The 18,733-nt window shown below is 69.9% G+C and carries 25 protein-coding genes and 1 pseudogene; 10 read left to right on the plus strand and 16 right to left on the minus strand.

Features of this window, described 5'->3' with window-relative positions; all coding sequences use genetic code 11:
- Positions 1-71 precede the first annotated feature (71 nt).
- Entirely contained in the window at positions 72-464 is a 393-nt protein-coding gene (locus tag ACRDSQ_RS11605) for a PPOX class F420-dependent oxidoreductase (protein ID WP_431420893.1), read from the plus strand.
- 4 nt (positions 465-468) lie between these two features.
- Here the strand turns inward: ACRDSQ_RS11605 and ACRDSQ_RS11610 are convergent, their stop codons facing one another.
- The 4 genes from ACRDSQ_RS11610 to hisH all read right to left on the minus strand — a co-directional run bounded on the left by ACRDSQ_RS11610 (position 469) and on the right by hisH (position 2,294).
- Entirely contained in the window at positions 469-618 is a 150-nt protein-coding gene (locus tag ACRDSQ_RS11610; RefSeq protein WP_431420894.1) for a hypothetical protein, read from the minus strand.
- Between the two features lie 69 nt (positions 619-687).
- On the minus strand, positions 688-1,419 hold the full coding sequence (gene priA / locus ACRDSQ_RS11615; RefSeq protein WP_431420895.1) for a bifunctional 1-(5-phosphoribosyl)-5-((5-phosphoribosylamino)methylideneamino)imidazole-4-carboxamide isomerase/phosphoribosylanthranilate isomerase PriA: 732 nt from the start codon (positions 1,417-1,419) through the stop codon (positions 688-690).
- 9 nt (positions 1,420-1,428) lie between these two features.
- Entirely contained in the window at positions 1,429-1,662 is a 234-nt protein-coding gene (locus ACRDSQ_RS11620; RefSeq protein WP_431420896.1) for a hypothetical protein, read from the minus strand.
- Complete coding sequence (hisH, locus tag ACRDSQ_RS11625) at positions 1,659-2,294, minus strand: imidazole glycerol phosphate synthase subunit HisH (protein WP_431420897.1); 636 nt, start codon at positions 2,292-2,294, stop codon at positions 1,659-1,661. The genes ACRDSQ_RS11620 and hisH overlap by 4 nt, the downstream gene beginning before the upstream one ends.
- A gap of 124 nt (positions 2,295-2,418) precedes the next feature.
- On the opposite strand from hisH, the gene ACRDSQ_RS11630 reads away from it, so the two are divergent.
- A complete protein-coding gene (locus tag ACRDSQ_RS11630; protein ID WP_431420898.1) occupies positions 2,419-2,646 on the plus strand; it encodes a hypothetical protein in 228 nt (75 codons plus the stop codon).
- Positions 2,647-2,650: 4 nt separating this feature from the next.
- Here the strand turns inward: ACRDSQ_RS11630 and ACRDSQ_RS11635 are convergent, their stop codons facing one another.
- Positions 2,651-3,562 carry a transketolase family protein gene (locus ACRDSQ_RS11635; protein WP_431420899.1) on the minus strand — a complete coding sequence of 304 codons (912 nt, stop codon included), beginning with the start codon at positions 3,560-3,562 and terminating at the stop codon, positions 2,651-2,653.
- A gap of 4 nt (positions 3,563-3,566) precedes the next feature.
- A complete protein-coding gene (locus ACRDSQ_RS11640) occupies positions 3,567-3,956 on the minus strand; it encodes a hypothetical protein (RefSeq protein ID WP_431420900.1) in 390 nt (129 codons plus the stop codon).
- A gap of 85 nt (positions 3,957-4,041) precedes the next feature.
- On the opposite strand from ACRDSQ_RS11640, the gene ACRDSQ_RS11645 reads away from it, so the two are divergent.
- Both ACRDSQ_RS11645 and soxR read left to right on the plus strand, forming a co-directional pair.
- A complete protein-coding gene (locus ACRDSQ_RS11645) occupies positions 4,042-4,572 on the plus strand; it encodes an RNA 2'-phosphotransferase (RefSeq protein WP_431420901.1) in 531 nt (176 codons plus the stop codon).
- A gap of 27 nt (positions 4,573-4,599) precedes the next feature.
- Positions 4,600-5,043 (plus strand): redox-sensitive transcriptional activator SoxR, encoded by a 444-nt coding sequence (soxR, locus tag ACRDSQ_RS11650; RefSeq protein WP_431420919.1) that lies wholly within the window; start codon positions 4,600-4,602, stop codon positions 5,041-5,043.
- Between the two features lie 145 nt (positions 5,044-5,188).
- On the opposite strand, the gene ACRDSQ_RS11655 is transcribed toward soxR, so the two are convergent.
- From ACRDSQ_RS11655 to ACRDSQ_RS11680, 6 genes are all read right to left on the minus strand, one after another.
- Positions 5,189-5,353 (minus strand): hypothetical protein, encoded by a 165-nt coding sequence (locus tag ACRDSQ_RS11655; protein WP_431420902.1) that lies wholly within the window; start codon positions 5,351-5,353, stop codon positions 5,189-5,191.
- A 17-nt stretch (positions 5,354-5,370) separates the two neighbouring features.
- Positions 5,371-5,970 (minus strand): imidazoleglycerol-phosphate dehydratase HisB, encoded by a 600-nt coding sequence (gene hisB / locus ACRDSQ_RS11660; protein WP_431420903.1) that lies wholly within the window; start codon positions 5,968-5,970, stop codon positions 5,371-5,373.
- Entirely contained in the window at positions 5,967-7,070 is a 1,104-nt protein-coding gene (locus ACRDSQ_RS11665) for a histidinol-phosphate transaminase (protein ID WP_431420904.1), read from the minus strand. The genes hisB and ACRDSQ_RS11665 overlap by 4 nt, the downstream gene beginning before the upstream one ends.
- Positions 7,067-8,383 carry a histidinol dehydrogenase gene (hisD, locus tag ACRDSQ_RS11670; RefSeq protein WP_431420905.1) on the minus strand — a complete coding sequence of 439 codons (1,317 nt, stop codon included), beginning with the start codon at positions 8,381-8,383 and terminating at the stop codon, positions 7,067-7,069. The genes ACRDSQ_RS11665 and hisD overlap by 4 nt, the downstream gene beginning before the upstream one ends.
- Positions 8,384-8,454: 71 nt before the next feature.
- Entirely contained in the window at positions 8,455-9,657 is a 1,203-nt protein-coding gene (locus ACRDSQ_RS11675) for an aminotransferase class V-fold PLP-dependent enzyme (protein ID WP_431420906.1), read from the minus strand.
- Positions 9,624-11,072 (minus strand): ABC transporter substrate-binding protein, encoded by a 1,449-nt coding sequence (locus ACRDSQ_RS11680; RefSeq protein WP_431420907.1) that lies wholly within the window; start codon positions 11,070-11,072, stop codon positions 9,624-9,626. Before ACRDSQ_RS11680 ends, ACRDSQ_RS11675 begins: the two co-directional genes overlap by 34 nt.
- A 163-nt stretch (positions 11,073-11,235) precedes the next feature.
- Between ACRDSQ_RS11680 and ACRDSQ_RS11685 the strand changes: the two are divergent.
- The 3 genes and pseudogenes from ACRDSQ_RS11685 to ACRDSQ_RS11695 form a co-directional block, all read left to right on the plus strand.
- Positions 11,236-11,295: pseudogene (locus ACRDSQ_RS11685) on the plus strand (hypothetical protein); the annotation flags it as partial.
- Between the two features lie 332 nt (positions 11,296-11,627).
- Positions 11,628-12,419, plus strand: coding sequence for an RNA-guided endonuclease InsQ/TnpB family protein (locus tag ACRDSQ_RS11690; protein WP_431420908.1), 792 nt, complete (start codon positions 11,628-11,630; stop codon positions 12,417-12,419).
- Positions 12,420-12,491: 72 nt separating this feature from the next.
- Complete coding sequence (locus tag ACRDSQ_RS11695; RefSeq protein WP_431420909.1) at positions 12,492-13,265, plus strand: carbon-nitrogen hydrolase family protein; 774 nt, start codon at positions 12,492-12,494, stop codon at positions 13,263-13,265.
- 331 nt (positions 13,266-13,596) lie between these two features.
- Here ACRDSQ_RS11695 and ACRDSQ_RS11700 read toward each other — a convergent pair whose 3' ends face one another.
- Together ACRDSQ_RS11700 and ACRDSQ_RS11705 are read right to left on the minus strand one after the other, a co-directional pair.
- Positions 13,597-13,857, minus strand: coding sequence for a hypothetical protein (locus tag ACRDSQ_RS11700; RefSeq protein WP_431420910.1), 261 nt, complete (start codon positions 13,855-13,857; stop codon positions 13,597-13,599).
- Between the two features lie 445 nt (positions 13,858-14,302).
- Positions 14,303-14,590: a hypothetical protein gene (locus tag ACRDSQ_RS11705; RefSeq protein ID WP_431420911.1), complete on the minus strand. Its 288-nt coding sequence runs from the start codon at positions 14,588-14,590 to the stop codon at positions 14,303-14,305.
- Positions 14,591-14,716: 126 nt separating this feature from the next.
- Between ACRDSQ_RS11705 and ACRDSQ_RS11710 the strand changes: the two genes are divergently transcribed.
- The 3 genes from ACRDSQ_RS11710 to ACRDSQ_RS11720 all read left to right on the plus strand — a co-directional run bounded on the left by ACRDSQ_RS11710 (position 14,717) and on the right by ACRDSQ_RS11720 (position 16,751).
- Positions 14,717-15,565, plus strand: coding sequence for a helix-turn-helix domain-containing protein (locus ACRDSQ_RS11710; protein WP_431420912.1), 849 nt, complete (start codon positions 14,717-14,719; stop codon positions 15,563-15,565).
- On the plus strand, positions 15,562-15,867 hold the full coding sequence (locus ACRDSQ_RS11715; RefSeq protein ID WP_431420913.1) for a DUF397 domain-containing protein: 306 nt from the start codon (positions 15,562-15,564) through the stop codon (positions 15,865-15,867). The genes ACRDSQ_RS11710 and ACRDSQ_RS11715 overlap by 4 nt, the downstream gene beginning before the upstream one ends.
- 236 nt (positions 15,868-16,103) lie before the next feature.
- Complete coding sequence (locus tag ACRDSQ_RS11720) at positions 16,104-16,751, plus strand: LysE family translocator (RefSeq protein ID WP_431420914.1); 648 nt, start codon at positions 16,104-16,106, stop codon at positions 16,749-16,751.
- 1 nt (position 16,752) lies between these two features.
- Here ACRDSQ_RS11720 and lysA read toward each other — a convergent pair whose 3' ends face one another.
- Together lysA and ACRDSQ_RS11730 are read right to left on the minus strand one after the other, a co-directional pair.
- Positions 16,753-18,084, minus strand: coding sequence for a diaminopimelate decarboxylase (lysA, locus tag ACRDSQ_RS11725; protein ID WP_431420915.1), 1,332 nt, complete (start codon positions 18,082-18,084; stop codon positions 16,753-16,755).
- Between the two features lie 139 nt (positions 18,085-18,223).
- Positions 18,224-18,733 (minus strand): cytochrome P450 (locus ACRDSQ_RS11730; RefSeq protein ID WP_431420916.1); only part of this gene is annotated, 510 nt, incomplete at its 5' end.

Genomic DNA, 18,733 nt, shown 5'->3' on the forward strand with positions numbered 1-18,733 from the left:
TGGTACACCTCGACATGAAGTGTCACACCCACTATTCGGATGAACTTGCCGGTAACTTGTACTGTCCTCCCATGGCATCGGACGGGCTGACCCGACTCGGCGACGGCAAATACCTCCTGGTCACCACCTTCAAGCGCGACGGCACCGCGGTCCCCACCCCGGTCTGGGTCGCGCGCGACGGTGAGGCCCTCTACTTCTGGACCGTCACCGACTCGGGCAAGGTCAAGCGCATCCGCAACAACGGCCGCGTGCAGCTCACCGAGTGCGACTTCGGCGGCAAGCCCCTCGGCGACACCTTCGAGGGCAAAGCCCGCCTCCTCGACGCCGACGGGTCCGACCGGGCCCGCTCACTGATCCAGAGCAAGTACGGGTTGGTCGGCCGGATCACCATGCTCGGCAGCAGGCTGCGCCGCGGCTCCGAGGGCACCATCGGCGTCGAGATCACCGTGGGTGCGACCGACTGACGCCTCAGTGCCCGGCGTCGCGCCGGTCGTACTCGTGGAACGCCTCTGCGACACTGCCTTCGAGAACGCAGGCCATCGCGTAGGAGATCGTCGAGATCCACGCTTCGAGCCGCTCGACGTCCGCATCGCTGATCAGGTTGTTGCGCCGGAGCATCCCATCAGGATCGACCCCCCCATGCGCGGCGTGCCGCGAGGTGGTGTCGAGCCTGGTGGGCAGCTGCCACTACGGCAAGGCCGACAGCGCCTCGGGAAGGGTGAAGTTGCCGTTGTACAAGGCTTTTCCGACGATCGCACCCTCGACGCCGAGGTCGGACAGGCCCGCGAGGGCGATCAGGTCGTCCACACTGGACACTCCGCCGGAGGCGATCACCGGGGCGTCCGTGCGCGCGCAGACGTCGCTGAGCAGCTTCAGGTTCGGGCCCTGGAGGGTGCCGTCCTTGCTGACATCGGTGACCACGTAACGGGAGCAGCCGTCCTTGTCGAGGCGCTCCAACACATCCCACAGCTCGCCGCCGTCGGTGGTCCAGCCGCGGGCCGCGACCCGGTGGACGCCGTCGACGATGCGCACGTCCAGGCCGACCGCGACCTTCTCGCCGTGTTCGGCGATGGCCTTGGCGCACCAGGTGGGGTCTTCCAGCGCCGCGGTGCCCAGGTTGACCCGGGCGCAGCCGGTCGCCAGTGCGGCGGCCAGGGAGTCGTCGTCGCGGATGCCGCCCGACAGCTCGACCTTCACGTCGAGGGTGCCGACGACCTCGGCGATGAGGTCGCGGTTGCTGCCCCGGCCGAAAGCGGCGTCGAGGTCGACCAGATGGACCCACTCGGCGCCGTCGGTCTGCCACGCGAGGGCGGCGTCCAGCGGGGAGCCGTAGTCGGTCTCGGTGCCCGCGGCACCCTGGACGAGTCGGACGGCCTGGCCGTAGGCCACGTCGACGGCGGGTAGCAAGTAGAAGCTCACCGGAGCAGCCTATGCGGCCGGGTGCGCGCGGCGGTGCATGAGGTAGCCCACGGCGAAGCCGACGACCAGGAGCAGTGCCCACACCCACAGCGGCAGGGTGCCGATCAGCGCGGTCAGCACCCCGGCGAGGGCGGCGCCGACCGCGCCGCCGAGCGTCGTGGCGGTGGACCGCCTGCGCCTGCGCGCCGTGGTCGAGCGCCGTCGGCTGGCGGGTGTGGTGCGCCGCTTGCGCGGGGCGGTCATCCCGTGACGTCCTTGAGCCAGTTCTCCAGCAGCCGCGCGCCCGCGTCGCCGGACTTCTCCGGGTGGAACTGGGTGGCCGATAGCGGCCCGTTCTCTGCCGCGGCCACGAAGTCGCCGCCGTGGTTCGCCCAGGTGACCAGCGGCGGGATCATCGGCGGTTCCGGGTGCAGGTCCCAGGTGCGCGCCGCGTAGGAGTGCACGAAATAGAACCGGGTCTCCGGGTCCATTCCGCCGAACAGCACCGACTTCTCCGGCGCGCGCACGGTGTTCCAGCCCATGTGCGGCACGATCGGGGCGTCGAGGCGGTCGACGACGCCGGGCCACTCGGCGCAGCCCTCGGTCTCCACGCCGTGCTCGATACCGCGCTCGAAGAGGATCTGCATGCCGACGCAGATGCCCAGCACCGGACGGCCGCCCGCGAGCCTGCGACCGATGATCCGGTCGCCGCGAATGCCTCGCAGGCCCGCCATGCAGGCGGCGTACGCGCCGACACCGGGGACGACCAGCGCATCGCACTCGACGGCTGCCTGGAAGTCGCCGGTCACCTCGACCTCGGCGCCGACGCGGCGCAGGGCTCGCTCAGCGGAGCGCAGGTTTCCGGATCCGTAATCAAGTACGACGACTCGTGCCACGCCGTTCAGCCTAGTCGCTGGACGCGCGTGACCTAACCGTGACCAAACTGGCGTGTCAATTCACTCGAAAGTGGGTAATCACCAGGTCACGGCCAGGTCGGGCCGGAGTCCGAGGAGGGCGACAATGACCACCAACACCCGGGTGCGCTGGGGTTTGGCCGTCATCCTGTTCTTTGCCGCGATCGTCGACGCCTACCTGGCGATGTCGGAGTCGGTGGTGTGGCCCGCCGTGCTCGCCGTCGTCTGGCTCGGCATCGCGGGTGCGCTCATCACGCCGCGCCCGGCTTCCCCTGCCATCGAGGTCCCCCGGCCCCGGACCGCGCCCGCACCCACGCGCGCGGCACACGTCTGAGCGGTCAGTACCCGAGGAGTTCCCTCAGGGTCTTCGCGATCCCGGCGGCGTCGAGCCCGTGGATCTCGTCGTGCTGCTCGGGCGTTCCGTAGGCACGCACTTCCAGGTCCCGCCGCACGCCGACCGAACGCTGCCGGTGCGGGACGTCGGCGAGCGCGTCGGCGACTTGGGCGGCCGAGGTCCCCCGCAGGTACGGCTCCACGACCAGCACGTTCGGCGCGGCCGAGTCGACCGCGGCCCGCAGGCCCGCGCTGTCGAACGGCCGGATCGTCGGGGTGTAGAGCACCGAGACGTCCAGGCCCTCGCTCGCGGCCAGCACGGTGTCCAGGGTGGGGCCGATCGCGAGGACGGCGCCCAGGCTGCCGTGCTTGAGCGGGACGAACTCGCCGGTCACCGGCTGCGGTCGAGAGTTGGACCGCGCGGACAGCCGCAGGTAGACGCGGTCGTCGCCGGCGATGGCGCCCGCGAGCAGCGGGCCGACCTCATCAGGGTGGCCCGGGACATGCACCGTCCAGCCCGGCAGCGTGTCGAAGAGCGCGACGTCGGCGGCCGCCTGGTGGGTGCGGCCCATGGCGGGGTTGTCGTAGGAGGCGCCGACGCTGACCAGGACAGCCCCGACGTCCTGGTGGCCCAGGTCGAGTTTGATCTGCTCGTAGGGCCGCTCGACGAGGAACGGGCCGTAGGTGTGCACGACCGGGCGGAAACCGGTCAGCGCGAGACCGCCCGCCACCCCGATCATCGCCTGTTCGCGGATGCCGACGTTGACCACCCGGTCCGGGTAGTCGCGCAGCGGCCGGTCGAACAGGTCGCGCGAGATCGCGGCGAGCACGAGCGCCACCCGCGGGTCCTGGTCGAGCGCCTCGGTCAGGTGCACGGCGAACGCCTCACCCATGGTGCGCAGGTCGACGGTGGTCATGCTGTCAGCCCTTCTGGACGTCGGCGACCACGACGAGCGTCCTGCCGGGGTGGTCGGCGGTGAGAGCGGCGTGGATGGCGTCGTGGTCGCGGCCGTCGACGGTGGCGGTCGCCCAGTTCTCCACCGCGAAGCGCTCCGCGATGCCGCCCGGCCAGCCGTGGTCGGAGCTGTGGTTGTCGATCACGAGGACGGCGTAGAAAGCCATGGGGCCGTGGCCTTTGGACAGCAGGAAGCGGTCGCGGTCGGGGTCGTCGACACGGTCCGGGGCGACGTCGAGCACCCGGTCATAGAGGACCCACAGCACGTCGAGCGTCGACGCCGCGGCCCACTCGTGCTTCTCGTCGCCGGTCATCCTGGCGAACAAGGCCGCCAGGTGCGTGGTGTCGGATGTCATGGGCCTACGGTGCAACTTCGAGTTCACTGGAGGTCAAGAACCTGCTGGCGATCCTGACCGGCACTGTGATCCACTACACCCCGTTATGCACATCAAACTCTCCAAGCGCCTGTCGAAGGCGCTGCGGCACGACCCGGCCCACCTGGGCCTCACCCTGGACGCCGCGGGCTGGACCGACATCACCGCCGTCCTCGCCGCCCTGCGCGTCGACCGCGCCAGCCTCGACGCCGTCGTGGCCGAGAACAACAAGCAGCGGTTCGCCTACGACGAGTCCGGGACGCGGATCCGGGCCAGCCAGGGCCACAGCGTCCCCGTCGACCTCGGCCTGCTGCCCGCCACCCCGCCGGACGTGCTCTACCACGGGACGGTGGCGGCGGTACTCCCCGCGATCATGGCGGACGGGCTGCGGCCGATGAACCGCCACCACGTGCATCTGTCGGCGACTCGCGAGACCGCTGTGAGGGTCGGGGCGCGGCGAGGGAAGCCGGTCATCCTGGTGATCGACGCGGCCGCGATGACGGCCGACTGCCACGTCTTCCACGTCAGCGCCAACGGCGTCTGGCTGACCGACCACGTGCCGTCGCGGTACTTCGACCTACCTGGAGGTCCCCGGTAGGCTCTCGGGGTGTCCAAGCTTCCAGAGATGCTGACCATCGGCGAGGTCGCCGATCGCAGCGGTGTTCCCCATACGGCCCTGCGCTTCTACGAAGAGCGCGGGCTGATCACCTCCGAGCGCACGGCGGGCAACCAGCGGCGGTACGCGCGGGCGGTGTTGCGGCGGTTGGCGTTCATCCGGACCGCCCAGCGGGTCGGGCTGTCATTGGAAGAGATCCACGACGCGCTCGATTTGCTGCCCGAGCGGCGGACGCCGACGAAGGTGGACTGGAGCAAACTGTCCAAGTCCTGGCGCGGCGAGATCGAGGCACGCATCGACGCTTTACAACGGCTGCGCGACAACCTGACGTCCTGCATCGGGTGCGGGTGCCTGTCGCTCAAGTCCTGTGGGCTGATCAACAGTGAGGACGCGCTGGCGAAGTTCGGGCCCGGCGCGCCGCGGCTGAAGGCGGCGACCGAGGGCGGGATCTGATGTGGCTGTGACATGGCAGCTACGCCACTCCGCGCCCCGGCGGCGGCCGCGACCTCGGCGACATCACCGACCCGATCCGCCGCGAGGACCTGCGCACCGGGGACGCGCGGGTGGCATCGGGCAAGCACGTGCGGCTCTTCGAGTCTCATGAGGAGAGGTACCAAGCCAGGGCACCGCCGCCTGCCATCGCGGCGAAGACGGCCAGGAGGATGGCCATGCCCTTGGCCGTCTTCCAGGTCGTGTAGACGCCTCCGATGAGGATTCCCGCCAACGCGATCAGGCCGATGACGACGAGGTCCTTCGACAGCAACTCAGTCTCCCGACTGCTCAGAGAACGCCCTTGGTCGACGGGACGCCGCCGACCCTCGGGTCCGATTCGGTCGCCGCGCGCAGGGCCCGGGCGAAGGCCTTGTACTCGGCCTCGGTGATGTGGTGCGGGTCCCGGCCGTGGATCACTCGCAGGTGCAGGGCGATCTGGGCGTGGAAGGCGATCGACTCGAAGACGTGGCGGTTGAGGACCGTCGGGTAGTTGTTGCCCACGACGAAACCGGTCATGACCTCGGGCTCGCCGGTGTGCACGCAGTACGGCCGCCCGGACACGTCGACCGCCGCGTGCGCGAGGGTCTCGTCCATCGGGATCCAGGCGTCGCCGAAGCGGCGGATGCCCGACTTGTCGCCCAGGGCCTCACGCAGGGCCTGGCCCAGGACGATGGAGACGTCTTCGACCGTGTGGTGGGCGTCGATCTCGATGTCGCCGGTGGCGCGCACCGTCAGGTCGAACGAGGCGTGCACGCCGAAGGCGGTGAGCATGTGGTCGAAGAACGGGACACCGGTCGAGACCTCGACCTTGCCCGAGCCGTCGAGGTCGACTTCGACCAGAACGGACGACTCCTTGGTGATCCGCTCGACGCGGCCGACACGGTTCATTTGATGATCTCCTTGCTGGCAGCCAGGAAAGCGTCGTTCTCCACCGGGGTGCCCACGGTCACCCGCAGGAACCCGGGGATGCCGACGTCCCGGATGAGCACGCCTTCGTCCAAATAGGACTTCCAGGCGGCGGGCGCGTCGTCGAACTGTCCGAAGAGGACGAAATTGGCGTCGCTGGGCACCACGTCGGCGCCGAGCCCGGCCAGGGCTGCGGCCACCCGGTCGCGTTCGGCGGCCAGCGCGTGCACCGAGGCGAGGGTCTGCTCGGCGTGGCGCAGGGCCGCGCGGGCGGCGGCCTGGGTGAGCGCGGACAGGTGATACGGCAGGCGCACCAACAGAAGCGCGTCGACGACGGCGGGCGCGGCGGCCAGGTAGCCCAGCCGCCCACCCGCGAAGGCGAACGCCTTGCTCATGGTGCGGCTGACGATCACCTGCGTGGGGAACTCGTCGATCAGGTGCACGGCGCTCTGCTGCGGGGAGAACTCCGCGTAGGCTTCGTCGACCACCACGATGCCCGGCGCGGCCTTGACAAGCGCGCGCAGGTCGTCGAGCGGGATCGACTGGCCGGTCGGGTTGTTCGGGCTGGTCACGAAGACCACGTCCGGCGACCGCTCGGCCAGCACCTTCACCGCTTCGTCCACGTCGAGAGAGAAGTCGGCGCGGCGCGGGGTCGGCGCCCACTCGGTGCGAGTCCCACCGGCGATGATCGGGTGCATCGAGTACGACGGCTCGAACCCGAGCGCGACCCGCCCGGGACCGCCGAACGCCTGCAGGATCTGCTGCAGGATCTCGTTGGACCCGTTGACGGCCCACAGGTTCGCCACCGTCAGCGGCACACCGGTCGACTCGGCCAGGTAGCGCGCCAGGTCGTCGCGCAGCGCGATGGCGTCGCGGTCTGGGTACCGGTGCAACGTGCCCGCGATCTCCTGGACGGCCGCGGTGATGTCGGCGACCAACTCCGGCGGCGGCGGGTACGGGTTCTCGTTGGTGTTCAACGGGAACGGCACATCGAGCTGCGGCGCGCCGTAGGGCGACCGGCCGCGCAGGTCGTCGCGCAGCGGCAGGTCGCGCAGGGCCGCCCGCTGTCCGGGGGTGGTCATGACTCGAACCTCGCGGTGACCGCTTCGCCGTGCGCGGGCAGGTCCTCGGCGTTGGCGAGGGCGACGACGTGGCCCGCCACCTCGCGGAGCGCGTCCTCGGAGTAGTCGATGACGTGGATGCCGCGCAGGAACGTCTGCACCGACAACCCCGATGAGTGCCGCGCGCAGCCGCCGGTGGGCAGCACGTGGTTGGACCCGGCGCAGTAGTCGCCGAGCGAAACAGGTGCGTACGCGCCGACGAAGATCGCGCCGGCGCTGCGGACGCGAGCCGCGACGGTCCGCGCGTCGGCGGTCTGGATCTCCAGGTGCTCGGCCGCGTAGGCGTCTACCACCCGCAGCCCGTCATCCACAGTGGACACCAGGACGCAGCCGGACTGCTTGCCGCGCAACGCGGTCGTGACTCGGTCGGAGTGCTTCGTCGCCTTGGCCCGGATCTCCAGCTCGGCGTCGACGGCGTCGGCCAGCTCGACGGAGTCGGTGACCAGCACGCTCGCCGCGAGCGGGTCGTGCTCGGCCTGGCTGATCAGGTCGGCGGCGACGTGCGCCGGGTCGGCGGTGGCGTCGGCGAGGATGGCGATCTCGGTCGGCCCGGCCTCGGAGTCGATGCCGATGAGACCGCGCAGCAGGCGCTTCGCCGCGGTCAGGTAGATGTTGCCCGGCCCGGTGACCATGTCGACCGGGGCCAACTCGGCGCCGTCGGTGTCGACGCCGCCGTAGGCCAGCAGCGCCACCGCCTGCGCGCCGCCCACAGCCCAGACCTCCTCGACGCCGAGCAGCTCGGCGGCCGCGAGGATCGTCGGGTGCGGACGGCCGCCGAACTCGGCCTGCGGCGGCGAGCACACGACGAGCGACTCGACCCCGGCGGCCTGCGCGGGAACGACGTTCATGACCACGCTCGACGGGTACACCGCGAGCCCGCCCGGCGCGTAGAGCCCGACCCTGGCGACCGGCACCCAGCGCTCGGTGACCGTGCCACCGGGGACGACCTGGGTGGTCACGTCGGTGCGGCGCTGTTCGGCGTGCACCACGCGGGCGCGCGCGATCGACTCCTCAAGGGCGGCGCGCACCGCCGGGTCCAGCTCCTCCAGCGCGCGCGTCAACTCCGCGGCGGGCACCCGGACCGACTCGGGGCGGACCCGGTCGAACCGCTCGGTGAACTCCAGGGCGGCCTCGACCCCGCGCTCACGGACCCCGTCGACGATCGGCCGCACCTGATGGATGACCGCGTCCACGTCGACCTCGGCCCGGGGCAGCGCGTGGCGCAGCTCGACGGGCGACGGGACGGCGGAGCGCAGGTCAGTACGGGTGAGCATGGGGTCCTTCCATCAGCGCGGGGACCCCTCAAGAGTAAGGCGTCGCCCTCCCGGCGTGACCGTCGCGTCCGTCACCGCAGGGAGGCGACCGCCTCCACGGCTGTATCGATCTGGTCTGGGGCGACGAAGTAGTGCGGCGAGGCCCGGACGACCTCGCTGAGACCACGCCGAGTCATGTCGTAGCGGGTGGACGGCAACCCGCTGACCGTCACGGTGATGTCGTGGCCGCGCAGCTTGTCGCGGACCTCGGCCGCGGCCATGCCCTCGACGGTGAACGTGACCAGGCCGCACTGCTGTTTGCCCTGGTCACGCACCTGAACACCGGGAATTGACGCCAGACCGTCGCGCAGTCGGCCCGCCCGGTCGGCGACCGCCGCCGCGATGGCGTCGATGCCCAGGTCCAGGGCGTAGCGGGCGGCGGAGATGAAGCCAAGACGCTCGGCGACGCCGGATTCCCACAGCTCGAAGACGCGGGCGTCGTCGCGCAGCTCGAACTCGCTCGCGCCGGTCCACTCGCCGCTGTGCAGGTCGACCAGCCGGGGCACCAGCCGCTCGCGGGCCGCCCGGCTCACGGCGAGCACTCCGGTCCCGCGCGGGCCGCGCAGCCATTTGCGGCCCGCGCCGCTGATGAAGTCGACGCCCATCCCGCTCAGGGACAGCGGGAGCTGGCCGATCGACTGGCAGGCGTCGAGCGCCACCATGGCACCCACCTCACGCGCGGCCTCCACGACCGCTTCGACCGGGTTGACCAGGCCGTTGTTCGTCGGCACGTGGACCAGTGAGATGAACTTGACTCGCTCGTCGAGCATCCCGCGCAGCGCGTCGACGTCGACCTCGCCGTCCGATGTGGACGGAATCGGCTCGACCGTGGCGCCGGTGAGTTCGGCCCGGCGGAGCAGCGGGATCGCGTTGCCGCCATATTCGGCCTCGGTGGCGAGCAGGCGGTCGCCCGGTCCGAGCGGCAGCGCGTCGAAGGCGGCGAGGTAGGAGCGGGTCGCGCTGTCGGTGAAGGCGATCTCATCGGCGGCGCAGCCCAGCAGGTCGGCGAAGACGCCGTAGCCCGCTTCGAGGTCGTCGAGGCGTTCGGCGCCCGCGCGGTAGCCGCCGACCTCCTCCTCGCGGCGCAGGTGCGCGACGACCTCGTCGACGATCGGGCGCGGGACCAGGGATGCTCCGGCGCTGTCGAGGAACACGCCGTTCGCCGCGCCCGGGGTGAGCGCGCGGACGGCTTCCAGGTCGATCATCGAGGTGCCCAGGTCTGCAGGTTCCACCATGCCCCCCACGTGTGGTCGGTGCCCGGACCGTCGACGACGGCCCGGTATCCGGTCCAATTCTGCCGAATCACGTAGCTGTGTCCGGTCTCGGCGAGTACCACGGCGGACGGCGCGGCGAGGTAGGCACGGGTCAGCGCCCGGTACGCCACCGCGCGCTGGGCCGGGTCGGTGACGGCGCGCGCCGCCGCGTCGCCCAGCCACGACAGTGCCCGGCCCGGGTCGAATGGGTCGCCCACCGCGCAAAGTTCGGCGGTGGACCCGGTGAGTGCGTCGCGCGCGACCGGCTCGGCGGTGACCCGCACGCCGATCGTGGCGGCGGCGCGGGCGAAGCCCGCGACGAGGTCACGCGCGGTGAGATCACCGGCGGGGTAGCCGACGGGGATGACCGCGAGCACGCCCGCCTTGGTGCGCGGCCCGGCCGCGGCGGCCGTCCACCCGGCGGCTTCGAGGAGTTCCTTCGCGCGGGGCACGTCGAGGTCGAAGCGAGCGCTGGGCTCGGCGAACTCCGCGAGCGCGGCGGGCAGCGGGATCGAGGTCGCGGCGCCCTTGCCCGCCAGCGCCTCCTCCACGAGTTCGCGCCGGTCGACGACGAGGTTCAGCGCCTGCCGCACCACCGGGTCGCCGGTGACGGGGCCCTCGGGCAGGGAGACCAGCCGGACGTCGCCCGCGGCGTGGTCGACGACGGTGAGGCCTGAGGTGGCGGCGAAACCCGACGCCAGGGTTGTGGGCAGCACGGCGCCGTCGAGTTTGCCGTCGCGCAGGAGTTGGGCACGGGTCTCGTCGTCGGCGATGAACTCGACGGTGACCTCGCTCAGCTTCGGTGTGCCGAGGTAGTAACCGGGGTGGGCCTTGAGGACGAGCTTGCGGCCGGGCTCCCACGCGGCGACCTGGTACGGGCCGGTGCCGTTGGTCCCCTCCGCGGCCGGTTTGACGCCCAGGACCAGCAGACCCGCGAACGCCGGGTATGGCTGGGACAGCTCGAAGCGCACCGTGGCCGCGTCGAGCGCGCGGACGTCGGACAGCATCCAGAACTTCGGGCGCACCGGGCCGTCGAGCACACGCCGGTAGGTCGCGACGACGTCGTCGGCGTCGAACGGGCTGCCATCGTGGAACTTCACGTCGCCGCGCAGGGTGACCGTCCAGGATCGACCGTCGGCCGCGGGCAGGGGCAGCGCGGCGGCCAGCGCGGCCCGGAGCGTGCCGCCCGGCTGGTACTCGACGAGCCCGTCGTAGATCTTCCCCGCGCCGAGCGGGGCGTATCCGGCGGCCGGGTCGAGCGAGGCGGGCGCGACGGCCGCGGCGATCACCATCGATCGACCGTCGGGATCACCGGAGGCGGGCGGGGTAGGTTCGGCCGTGCAGGCGGCCAGGGAAATCATCAGGACGACAGCGGCTACCGCACGCAGAACCGGCACGACCCCACAGTATCCCCCGAGGATGCTGCGTTCATGGTCCTTCCGAGGATGCTACGGGTTCATGCCGGGGAGGAACCGCGTGCCGGAGCGCTTACTGCCCGGCATGTCCGGTTTCAAACTCGGTCTCCTGTTTTTGTCGGTGGTGGCCATTAGGTTGATCGACATGTCCCGGTTCCGTCTTCAACCGACCCCCGCCCAGGAGCGGGTGTTGCTGCAGCACTGTGGGCATGCCCGGTTCGTGTGGAATCTCGCGGTGGAGCAGCACGCGCACTGGCAGCCGGGGCGCATGGCAGCGCCGGGACACACCGAGCAGTGCCGTCAGTTGACCGAGGCGAGGGCGGCGAACCCGTGGTTGGCGGCCGGCTCGGTAATGGTTCAGCAGCAGGCGTTGAAGGACTTCGCTCAGGCGAAAGCGAACTTCTTCCGCAAGACTCATCGACAGCCGACGTGGCGCAGACGCGGTCGCGGAGAGGGTTTCCGGATCGTCTCTGTGGCGTCTGGCGACTGGCGTCGGATCTCCCGCACTATCGGCGAGGTCCGGGTGCCCAAAGTCGGATGGGTGCGATTCCGCCGGTCGCTGACGGCGCGAAGTCCTACCGGATCACCCGTGATCGGGCGGGGCGTTGGCATGTGGCGTTCGCCGTGGTGCCCGCGCCGATCGCCGGACCGGGCACGGGTGCGGCTGTAGGAGTGGACCGGGGCGTGGTGGTGTCGGCCGCGCTGTCCACAGGGGAACTGTTGACGGCGCTCGCTCTACGCGACAGTGAGAAGGCACGGTTGCTGCGGCTGCAACGCAAGCTCGCCCGGGCGCAACGCGGCTCCAACCGGCGCGGCAAGGTGAAGACCGCGATCGCGAGGCTCAAGGCCCGCGAAACCGACCGGCGAAAGGACTGGGTGGAGAAGACCAGCACCCGTCTCGCCCGGGAGTTCGACGTGATCGCGGTCGAAAACCTCAAGATCGCTAACATGACCAGGTCAGCGAAAGGCACCGCCGAAGTACCCGGTCGGGGTGTGCGGCGGAAGGCGGGCCTGAACCGGGGAATCCTGGCCAACGGATGGGACCAGTTGGTGACCCGTCTAGAACAGAAGGCACCGGGTCGCATGGTGAAGGTCGACCCGCGGTTCACCAGTCAGCGTTGTTCGGCGTGCGGGGTCGTGGATCGGGAGGCGCCCGAGAGCCAAGCCGTCTTCCGGTGCCGGTCCTGCGGTTTCGCCGCCAACGCGGATGTGAACGCGGCACTGAATATTCGATTCGCGGCAGGGCATGCCGTGGCTGCACGGGGAGGCCCGCCGTTGGGTGAGCCCGCGAACCGTGAACCTCAACGCGACCACCTCCCCGTGTGGTAGCTGTTGGAATCCCCGACCTTCAGGCAGGGGAGGATGTCAAAGTAGTGGTCGATCGAATCGTAAGGAGCGACTGTGCGAGTTGCCCTCTGCCAGATCTCCGCCACCGCCGACCCGGAGGCGAACCTCGCACTGGTCCGCGAAGGCGTGCGCCAGGCCGACGGCGCGTCGGTGGTCCTGTTCCCGGAGGCGACGATGTCGCGCTTCGGCGTCCCCCTCGGTCCGGTGGCGCAGCCGCTCGACGGGCCGTGGGCCACGGCGGTCCGCGCGATCGCCGACGAGCCCGGGGTGGTCATCGTGGCCGGGATGTTCACCCCCGCCCCGGACGGGCGGGTGCGCAACACGCTGTTGGTCACCGGGCGCGGACAGCACCTCGGCTACGACAAGATCCACCTGTTCGACGCCTTCGGTTTCGCCGAGTCCCACACCGTCGCGCCAGGCGACGCACCGGTGACGATCGAGGTCGACGGGATCACACTCGGACTGGCCACCTGTTACGACGTCCGCTTCCCCGAACTGTTCCGGGCACTGGCCGACCACGGCGCCAAGGCGATCCTGCTGGGCGCGTCGTGGGGTGCGGGCGATGGCAAGCGCGAACAGTGGGAGTTGCTCGTGCGCGCGCGGGCACTCGACTGCACGTCATGGGTGCTCGCCTGCGGGCAAGCCGACCCCGGCGCGGTCACCGGCACGGCGCCGCTGGGAATCGGGCACAGCCTGGTCGCCGATCCGCTCGGGCGGGTGGTCGCCTCGCTGAAGGGCGATCCGGACGTGCTTGTCGTCGACATCGACACCGACGTCGTGGACTCCACGCGGGCGGCGATCCCAGTATTGGAGAACCGCCGGCTCTAGAGCGGCGGAACGCGCGCCTGAACGCCGTGACGCACGGCACATGCTCGGTAACCTGATGCGACTCGGGTGGGAACTGATCACAAGCCGATGGCGTCTATCTGGGGATACACCGGAATGCCGGAAGAAGGGGATGAAGATGCCTGATGGGGGATTCGCGGTCGACCTGAACGAAGCCGACAAGGCAGTGAAGTATCCGGGCGGCTCGCTGCCACACGCGGTGGGGAGCTCTTACGCGGCACGATCAGCACGCTGATCGTGCGCGAAGGTTTCGAGGGCCAGTCCCGCCTGACCGGTCGTTCCTGGCGCGCCCCCTTCGATGCGCACGCATGGGTCACTTGTGTGTCGCAGTGGCCAGGGCCGCAGCGATGTCGAGTCCTTTCCGGGTGGCGTGGTGAAGGCGGATGGTGAGGACGGAGACCGTGGCCATGCCGGTGATCAGCAGGCTTGCGGCCAACAGGGGCGGGCCGTCGAGTGCGATGGTGAGCAGACCCGCGTACTGGCAGGTGACACCTGCCGGGAACAGGGCGCCGAACAGGCGAGTCCAGCGATTCCATGATCGCAGCAGGGGGCTCGCTTCCGCGAGCGCGGCCACAGTGCTCCGCCGTTGCTTTTCTGCCAGTTCTACGTGCTCACACCGGTGAGCGAGGTCGGCGACGGACTCGGCACGGGTTGGCATGTCAGATCAACCGGTGCTGGCCGTGCCATCGTTCGAAGGTCGACACCGCGACCGAGAGGCCTGGGCACAACGGGCATTGCGGGCAGGTGCAGTACCAGCGGCACAGGGCAAGTTGGTCGTCGATGTGTTCGTATTCGGGCTCACCCCACCTGTGTTCGTCGACAGAGCAGTGTTCGCACCGGGACCGGGCCGCCGGCGAGTAATTGTGGGTGAGTAGCGGTGAGAACCGCATGGCCCTCCGTTCGGTGGGAGGCGCCTGCGCCCGATCGGTCGGGGGCACGTCGGGCGCAGGCGCTGGTTCGGGGTGGCGGGCCGACGCGGGCGGGCGAGTGGAGAAACGTCGCCCCCGGCGGCTGGGGGATCAGCCGCCGCTCATAGGCAGTCTCCTGATGGGCAACAGCGAATTGCTCATCTCGCTGCGGAGTGCGCAGAACTGTCCACAGCAGACAGTGCAGGTGCCGTGGGCGTCGATGCGGTGGTTGCGGAGTCCGGCGACGACCGCGCCGATGAGTCGGTGTGTCTCCATCCGGGCGAGTGCGACGACCTGGTCGTCGGTGCCGCACTGGGTGCCGGTCAGCAGCATGGACAGGTGCCGCCGCACATCGACGTCGAGCGCGGTCGCGGTGCGCCCTTCCGGAATCTCGGTCATGGCTCCAAGAATGCCTGCGGTGTGGAAACTTGCAACCTGCCCATCCGAGTGACAGAACTGGTACAGGCGGTGGCGCAGCGCTAGCGTCGCGGAGCGACGATCTTGCCGACTGTGAGAGGAAATTCCATGGGGCAGCGCCAGGGGGTAGGCACGCGAGGGATCGGGCTGGAACTGTTGGCTCACCGTCGAGCCGCAGGCAAGACCTTGGAAGACGTATGCGTGCCACTGGGCGTCTCGACGAGCACGATCAGCAGACTGGAGAACGGTAAGCGCGAGCCGACCAGCGAGGAGGTGGCCGCGATCCTGGCGGTCCTCGGCGTTACCGGTGACGAGCGGAACCGGTTGGTCGACCTCGCTCGTGGCGGGCTCGGGTCTTCCGGCATGGTGGAACATAGCAACCCGACCAGGCAGAGCCGCACCTATCTCGGATTCGAGACCCAGGCCAGCATGATCACGAACTTCGAGCCCTTGCTGATTCCCGGGCTTGCACAGACCCCCGAGTACGCCCGTGCGGTCATATCCGCCATTCAGGTGGACGAGGACGATTCTGACGTCGAAGCACGGGTTTCCCGGCGCATGGCGCGACAGACGATTATCACCCGAAAGAAGGCACCCCGGTTCAACATGATCTTGACGGAGCTTGGGTTGAGGCAGCCGATCGGAGGACACAAGGTGATGGCCAGGCAGATCCGCAACCTGATCGACCTGGCCGATCGAGACAACGTGAGCCTGCGCCTGATCCCGATGACCGTGCCAGCGCATGCTGGGCTAATGGGCCAGTTCGTCCTGTTGGAGTTCGCCGGCCACCCTGACGTGGTCTTCATGGAGGCCAGGACCACCGGGCTGTTTCGCGACGATGACGACGAGGTCGCGCTCTATAGGCTGACCGTGGAGAAGCTGACAGCCGTGGCGTTGGACAAGGCAGGTTCGGTGAAGCTGCTGCGGTCCATCGCGCGCGATCTTGAAGGAGGATGACCGACGTGGTCGACAAGTCCGAGAACAGTTGGCGCAAGAGCAGCTTCAGTGGTAATGATGCGAACTGCGTGGAAGTGGCCTGGGTCAAGAGCAGTTTTAGTGCCAACGACAGCGATTGCGTGGAGCTGGCCTTGGCCGGCGCCGACGCAGGTATCCGGGACTCCAAGGCCGCTGAGGCGGGCGCGCTCGCAGTCCCGCCGATGTCCTTCGCGAGCCTGCTCGCCCACGTCAAGCGGTTCCGTACCAGTTGCACTGGTGCTGGGGTGCCCCTGACAGGGAGGAACGACTCGGCTGCCACCTGATAGGCGCGTCACGCCGGGATGATGGACTCCATTGGAGTGTCTGCAGGCCAGAAACGTCCTGTTCCATCGGACTGGATGTTTTATGCCTGCCGCCATTTCACCCTCGACTGAAACGCCGCGCCGGGCGGTGAGCCGGACGTGCTTGTCGTCGACATCGACACCGACCTTGTGGACACCACGCGGGCGGCGATCCCAGTATTGGAGAACCGTCGGCTCTGACTGGGACAATGGGTTCCATGGGGGTTGAACTCAGCGCGTTCGTCGGTGTCGCACTTGTTTCCCTGGGCATGGTCTTGACGCCCGGGCCGAACATGATCTACCTGGTCTCACGGTCGGTGACCCAGGGTCGCCGCGCGGGACTGGTCTCGCTGGCCGGTGTCGGGGCGGGGCTGTTCGTGTACCTGGTCGCCGCCACCGCCGGGGTGGTCACGCTCTTCACCTATGTGCCGCAGCTCTATCTGGCGCTCAAGCTCGCGGGGGCGGCGTACCTGCTCTGGCTGGCGTGGCAGACGGTCCGACCCGGTGGCACGTCGCCGTTCGCGCCGCAGGGGCTCTCGATCGACCGGCCGCGCAAGCTGTTCGGCATGGGTCTGCTGACCGCCCTGCTCAACCCGAAGATCGCCATCCTCTACGTGTCGCTGCTGCCGCAGTTCATCGACCCGACGCAGGGCTCGGTCGCCATGCAGAGCCTGCTGCTGGGGCTGACCCAGATCGCGGTGGCGCTGACGTTCAACGGCACGTTCGTCCTGGCCGCGGGCGCGGTGGGCGCGTTCTTCGCCCGGCGGCCGGACTGGCTGCGGGTCCAGCGCTACGTGACCGGCTCGCTGCTGGCGTTCTTCGCCATCACCGTCGCCACCGACCGCGGCAAGCCGCTGCCCGCCTGACTCAGCCCTGGTCGCGGGCGAGGAGGTCGTCCTCGGTCTCCCGGCGCACCAGCAGCCGGGCCACCCCGTCGCGGACCGCGACCAGCGGCGGCCTGCCCACGGCGTTGTAGTTGGACGACAGGCTGTGGTGGTAGGCGCCTGTGGCCGCCACGGCCAGAAGGTCGCCCGCGGCGATGTCGGCCGGGAGGGCGACGTCGGCCAGGACATCGCCTGCCTCACAGTGTCGGCCGACGACAGTTACGGGGACCAACGGGGCCGAGGACGGCCTGCCCACCATCCGCACGGTGTACCGGGCGCCGTACAGCGCGGGCCGCGGGTTGTCGCTCATGCCACCGTCGACGGCGACGAAGGTCGTGGCGCCGCGCTTGACGACCGCCACCCGGTAGAGGGTCACTCCGGCCGGGCCGACGATCGACCGGCCGGGTTCGATGGTCAGCGCGGGCACGGGGATCCGCTGCCTGCCGCACTCGTAGTTCACCGCGCACCGCAGCCGGGTGGCGAACCCGGTGAGGTCGAACTCGGCTTCCCCTGGGAGATAAGGGATACCGTGGCCGCCCCCGAGGTCGAGTTGGCGCAGGACGACACCGTGCCGGTCTCGGATCCGCGCCAGCAGGCCGACCATTCGGCGGGCAGCTTCCTCGAAGGCTGCGACCCTGGTGATCTGCGAACCGATGTGGCAGTGCAGCCCGACGATCCGCAGTCCCGGTTCGGTCAGCACCCGCGCGACCGCCCGCTCGGCCGCGCCGTCGGCCAGGGAGAAGCCGAACTTCTGGCCGTCGACGCCGGTGGTGATGGCGTGGTGGGTGCTTCCGTCGACGCCGGGGGTCACCCGGATCAGCACCGGCTGAGCGGCGGTGGTCAGCGCGCCGAGTTGGTGGATCTCGTCGAGCGAGTCGATCACCACGCGGTCCACGCCGTAGCCGAGGGCGGCTTTGAGGTCTTCGGCGGTCTTCACGTTGCCGTGCAACAGGATCCGCTCCGCCGGGAAGGCGATCGAGCGGGCCACCGCGAGCTCGCCCGCCGAGCAGACGTCGAGCGACAGGCCCTCCTCGGCGATGATCCGCAGCACGCCGCGGCACAGCAGCGACTTGCCCGCGTAGGCGATCTCCACGTCCGGGAGCGCGGCGCGGTAGGCGCGGCAGCGGGCGCGGATGTCGTCCTCGTCGAGCACGTACGCGGGGGTGGCGAAGCGGGCGGCGAGCTGGGTCGTCTCGACCCCGCCGATCTCCAGTTCGTTGTCGGTACGCAGGTGGGCGCCGCGGGGCCAGAGGCCAGGTTCGAGGCGCCGGTTCAGCGAGCCGCGCAGCGTGGGTATGTGGTCGACGAGTGTCACCGTGTCCTCCGCGTAACTCGGGTGTCATCCATGGACAACACAACGCCGAGCAGGGGCACGGTGGTGGAGTCGGCTACGCGATCTTTACGGGCTCAGAGTTCTCGTTGACGCTTCGCTGACCCGGCTGTGACCGGCGCCATCAACGGCGGCGGGCCACGATCCGGGCGCCCTTCGCGGGGACCAGGGTGATGTTGCGGGTGATCGTGGCCTCCGGCGGTCCGACCGGCTCGATGTCGTACCGGACAAGGATCGCGCGCAGGACGGCCGCGGCCTCCTGCAACGAGAAGCCCGCGCCGAGGCAGCGTCGGACGCCGCCGCCGAACGGGATCCACGTGCCCGCTTCCGGCTGGGCGCCGACGAAGCGCTCCGGCCGGAACTCCTCGGGCTCGGCGAAGTTGTCGGGGTCGGCCTGCACGAGACCGATGCTGGGCGTGACGATCGTGCCCTTCGGCAGCAGGTGTCCACGCACGACGGTCGGCTCGGTCAGCCTGCGGGCGACGCTGTAGATGACCGGGCGCAGTCGCATGGCCTCCTTGGTGACGGCCTGGAGGTAGTCGTCGTCGCCGCTGTCGGCCGCTTCCTGCGGTCGGCGGCGGCGCTGCCATGGAATCCGTGCGGACACCCCACTTCCTGAGCGAGAACCTCGTCG

Origin of the sequence: Actinokineospora sp., from assembly GCF_050699995.1 — a bacterium.
In the GTDB taxonomy this organism is placed as follows: domain Bacteria; phylum Actinomycetota; class Actinomycetes; order Mycobacteriales; family Pseudonocardiaceae; genus Actinokineospora.

Coding starts and splice junctions, on each gene's coding strand:
- ACRDSQ_RS11605 (WP_431420893.1), top strand. CDS start 72: ATGGCATCGGACGGGCTGACCCGACTCGGCGACGGCAAATACCTCCTG.
- ACRDSQ_RS11635 (WP_431420899.1), bottom strand. CDS start 3,562: ATGACCACCGTCGACCTGCGCACCATGGGTGAGGCGTTCGCCGTGCAC.
- ACRDSQ_RS11675 (WP_431420906.1), bottom strand. CDS start 9,657: ATGGTGGAACCTGCAGACCTGGGCACCTCGATGATCGACCTGGAAGCC.
- ACRDSQ_RS11715 (WP_431420913.1), top strand. CDS start 15,562: ATGACCGACGTGGTCGACAAGTCCGAGAACAGTTGGCGCAAGAGCAGC.
- hisB (WP_431420903.1), bottom strand. CDS start 5,970: ATGAACCGTGTCGGCCGCGTCGAGCGGATCACCAAGGAGTCGTCCGTT.
- ACRDSQ_RS11630 (WP_431420898.1), top strand. CDS start 2,419: ATGACCACCAACACCCGGGTGCGCTGGGGTTTGGCCGTCATCCTGTTC.
- ACRDSQ_RS11720 (WP_431420914.1), top strand. CDS start 16,104: ATGGGGGTTGAACTCAGCGCGTTCGTCGGTGTCGCACTTGTTTCCCTG.
- ACRDSQ_RS11710 (WP_431420912.1), top strand. CDS start 14,717: ATGGGGCAGCGCCAGGGGGTAGGCACGCGAGGGATCGGGCTGGAACTG.
- ACRDSQ_RS11705 (WP_431420911.1), bottom strand. CDS start 14,590: ATGACCGAGATTCCGGAAGGGCGCACCGCGACCGCGCTCGACGTCGAT.
- ACRDSQ_RS11610 (WP_431420894.1), bottom strand. CDS start 618: ATGCTCCGGCGCAACAACCTGATCAGCGATGCGGACGTCGAGCGGCTC.
- ACRDSQ_RS11690 (WP_431420908.1), top strand. CDS start 11,628: ATGGGTGCGATTCCGCCGGTCGCTGACGGCGCGAAGTCCTACCGGATC.
- ACRDSQ_RS11665 (WP_431420904.1), bottom strand. CDS start 7,070: ATGACCACCCCCGGACAGCGGGCGGCCCTGCGCGACCTGCCGCTGCGC.
- hisD (WP_431420905.1), bottom strand. CDS start 8,383: ATGCTCACCCGTACTGACCTGCGCTCCGCCGTCCCGTCGCCCGTCGAG.
- soxR (WP_431420919.1), top strand. CDS start 4,600: ATGCTGACCATCGGCGAGGTCGCCGATCGCAGCGGTGTTCCCCATACG.
- ACRDSQ_RS11645 (WP_431420901.1), top strand. CDS start 4,042: ATGCACATCAAACTCTCCAAGCGCCTGTCGAAGGCGCTGCGGCACGAC.
- ACRDSQ_RS11640 (WP_431420900.1), bottom strand. CDS start 3,956: ATGACATCCGACACCACGCACCTGGCGGCCTTGTTCGCCAGGATGACC.
- ACRDSQ_RS11620 (WP_431420896.1), bottom strand. CDS start 1,662: ATGACCGCCCCGCGCAAGCGGCGCACCACACCCGCCAGCCGACGGCGC.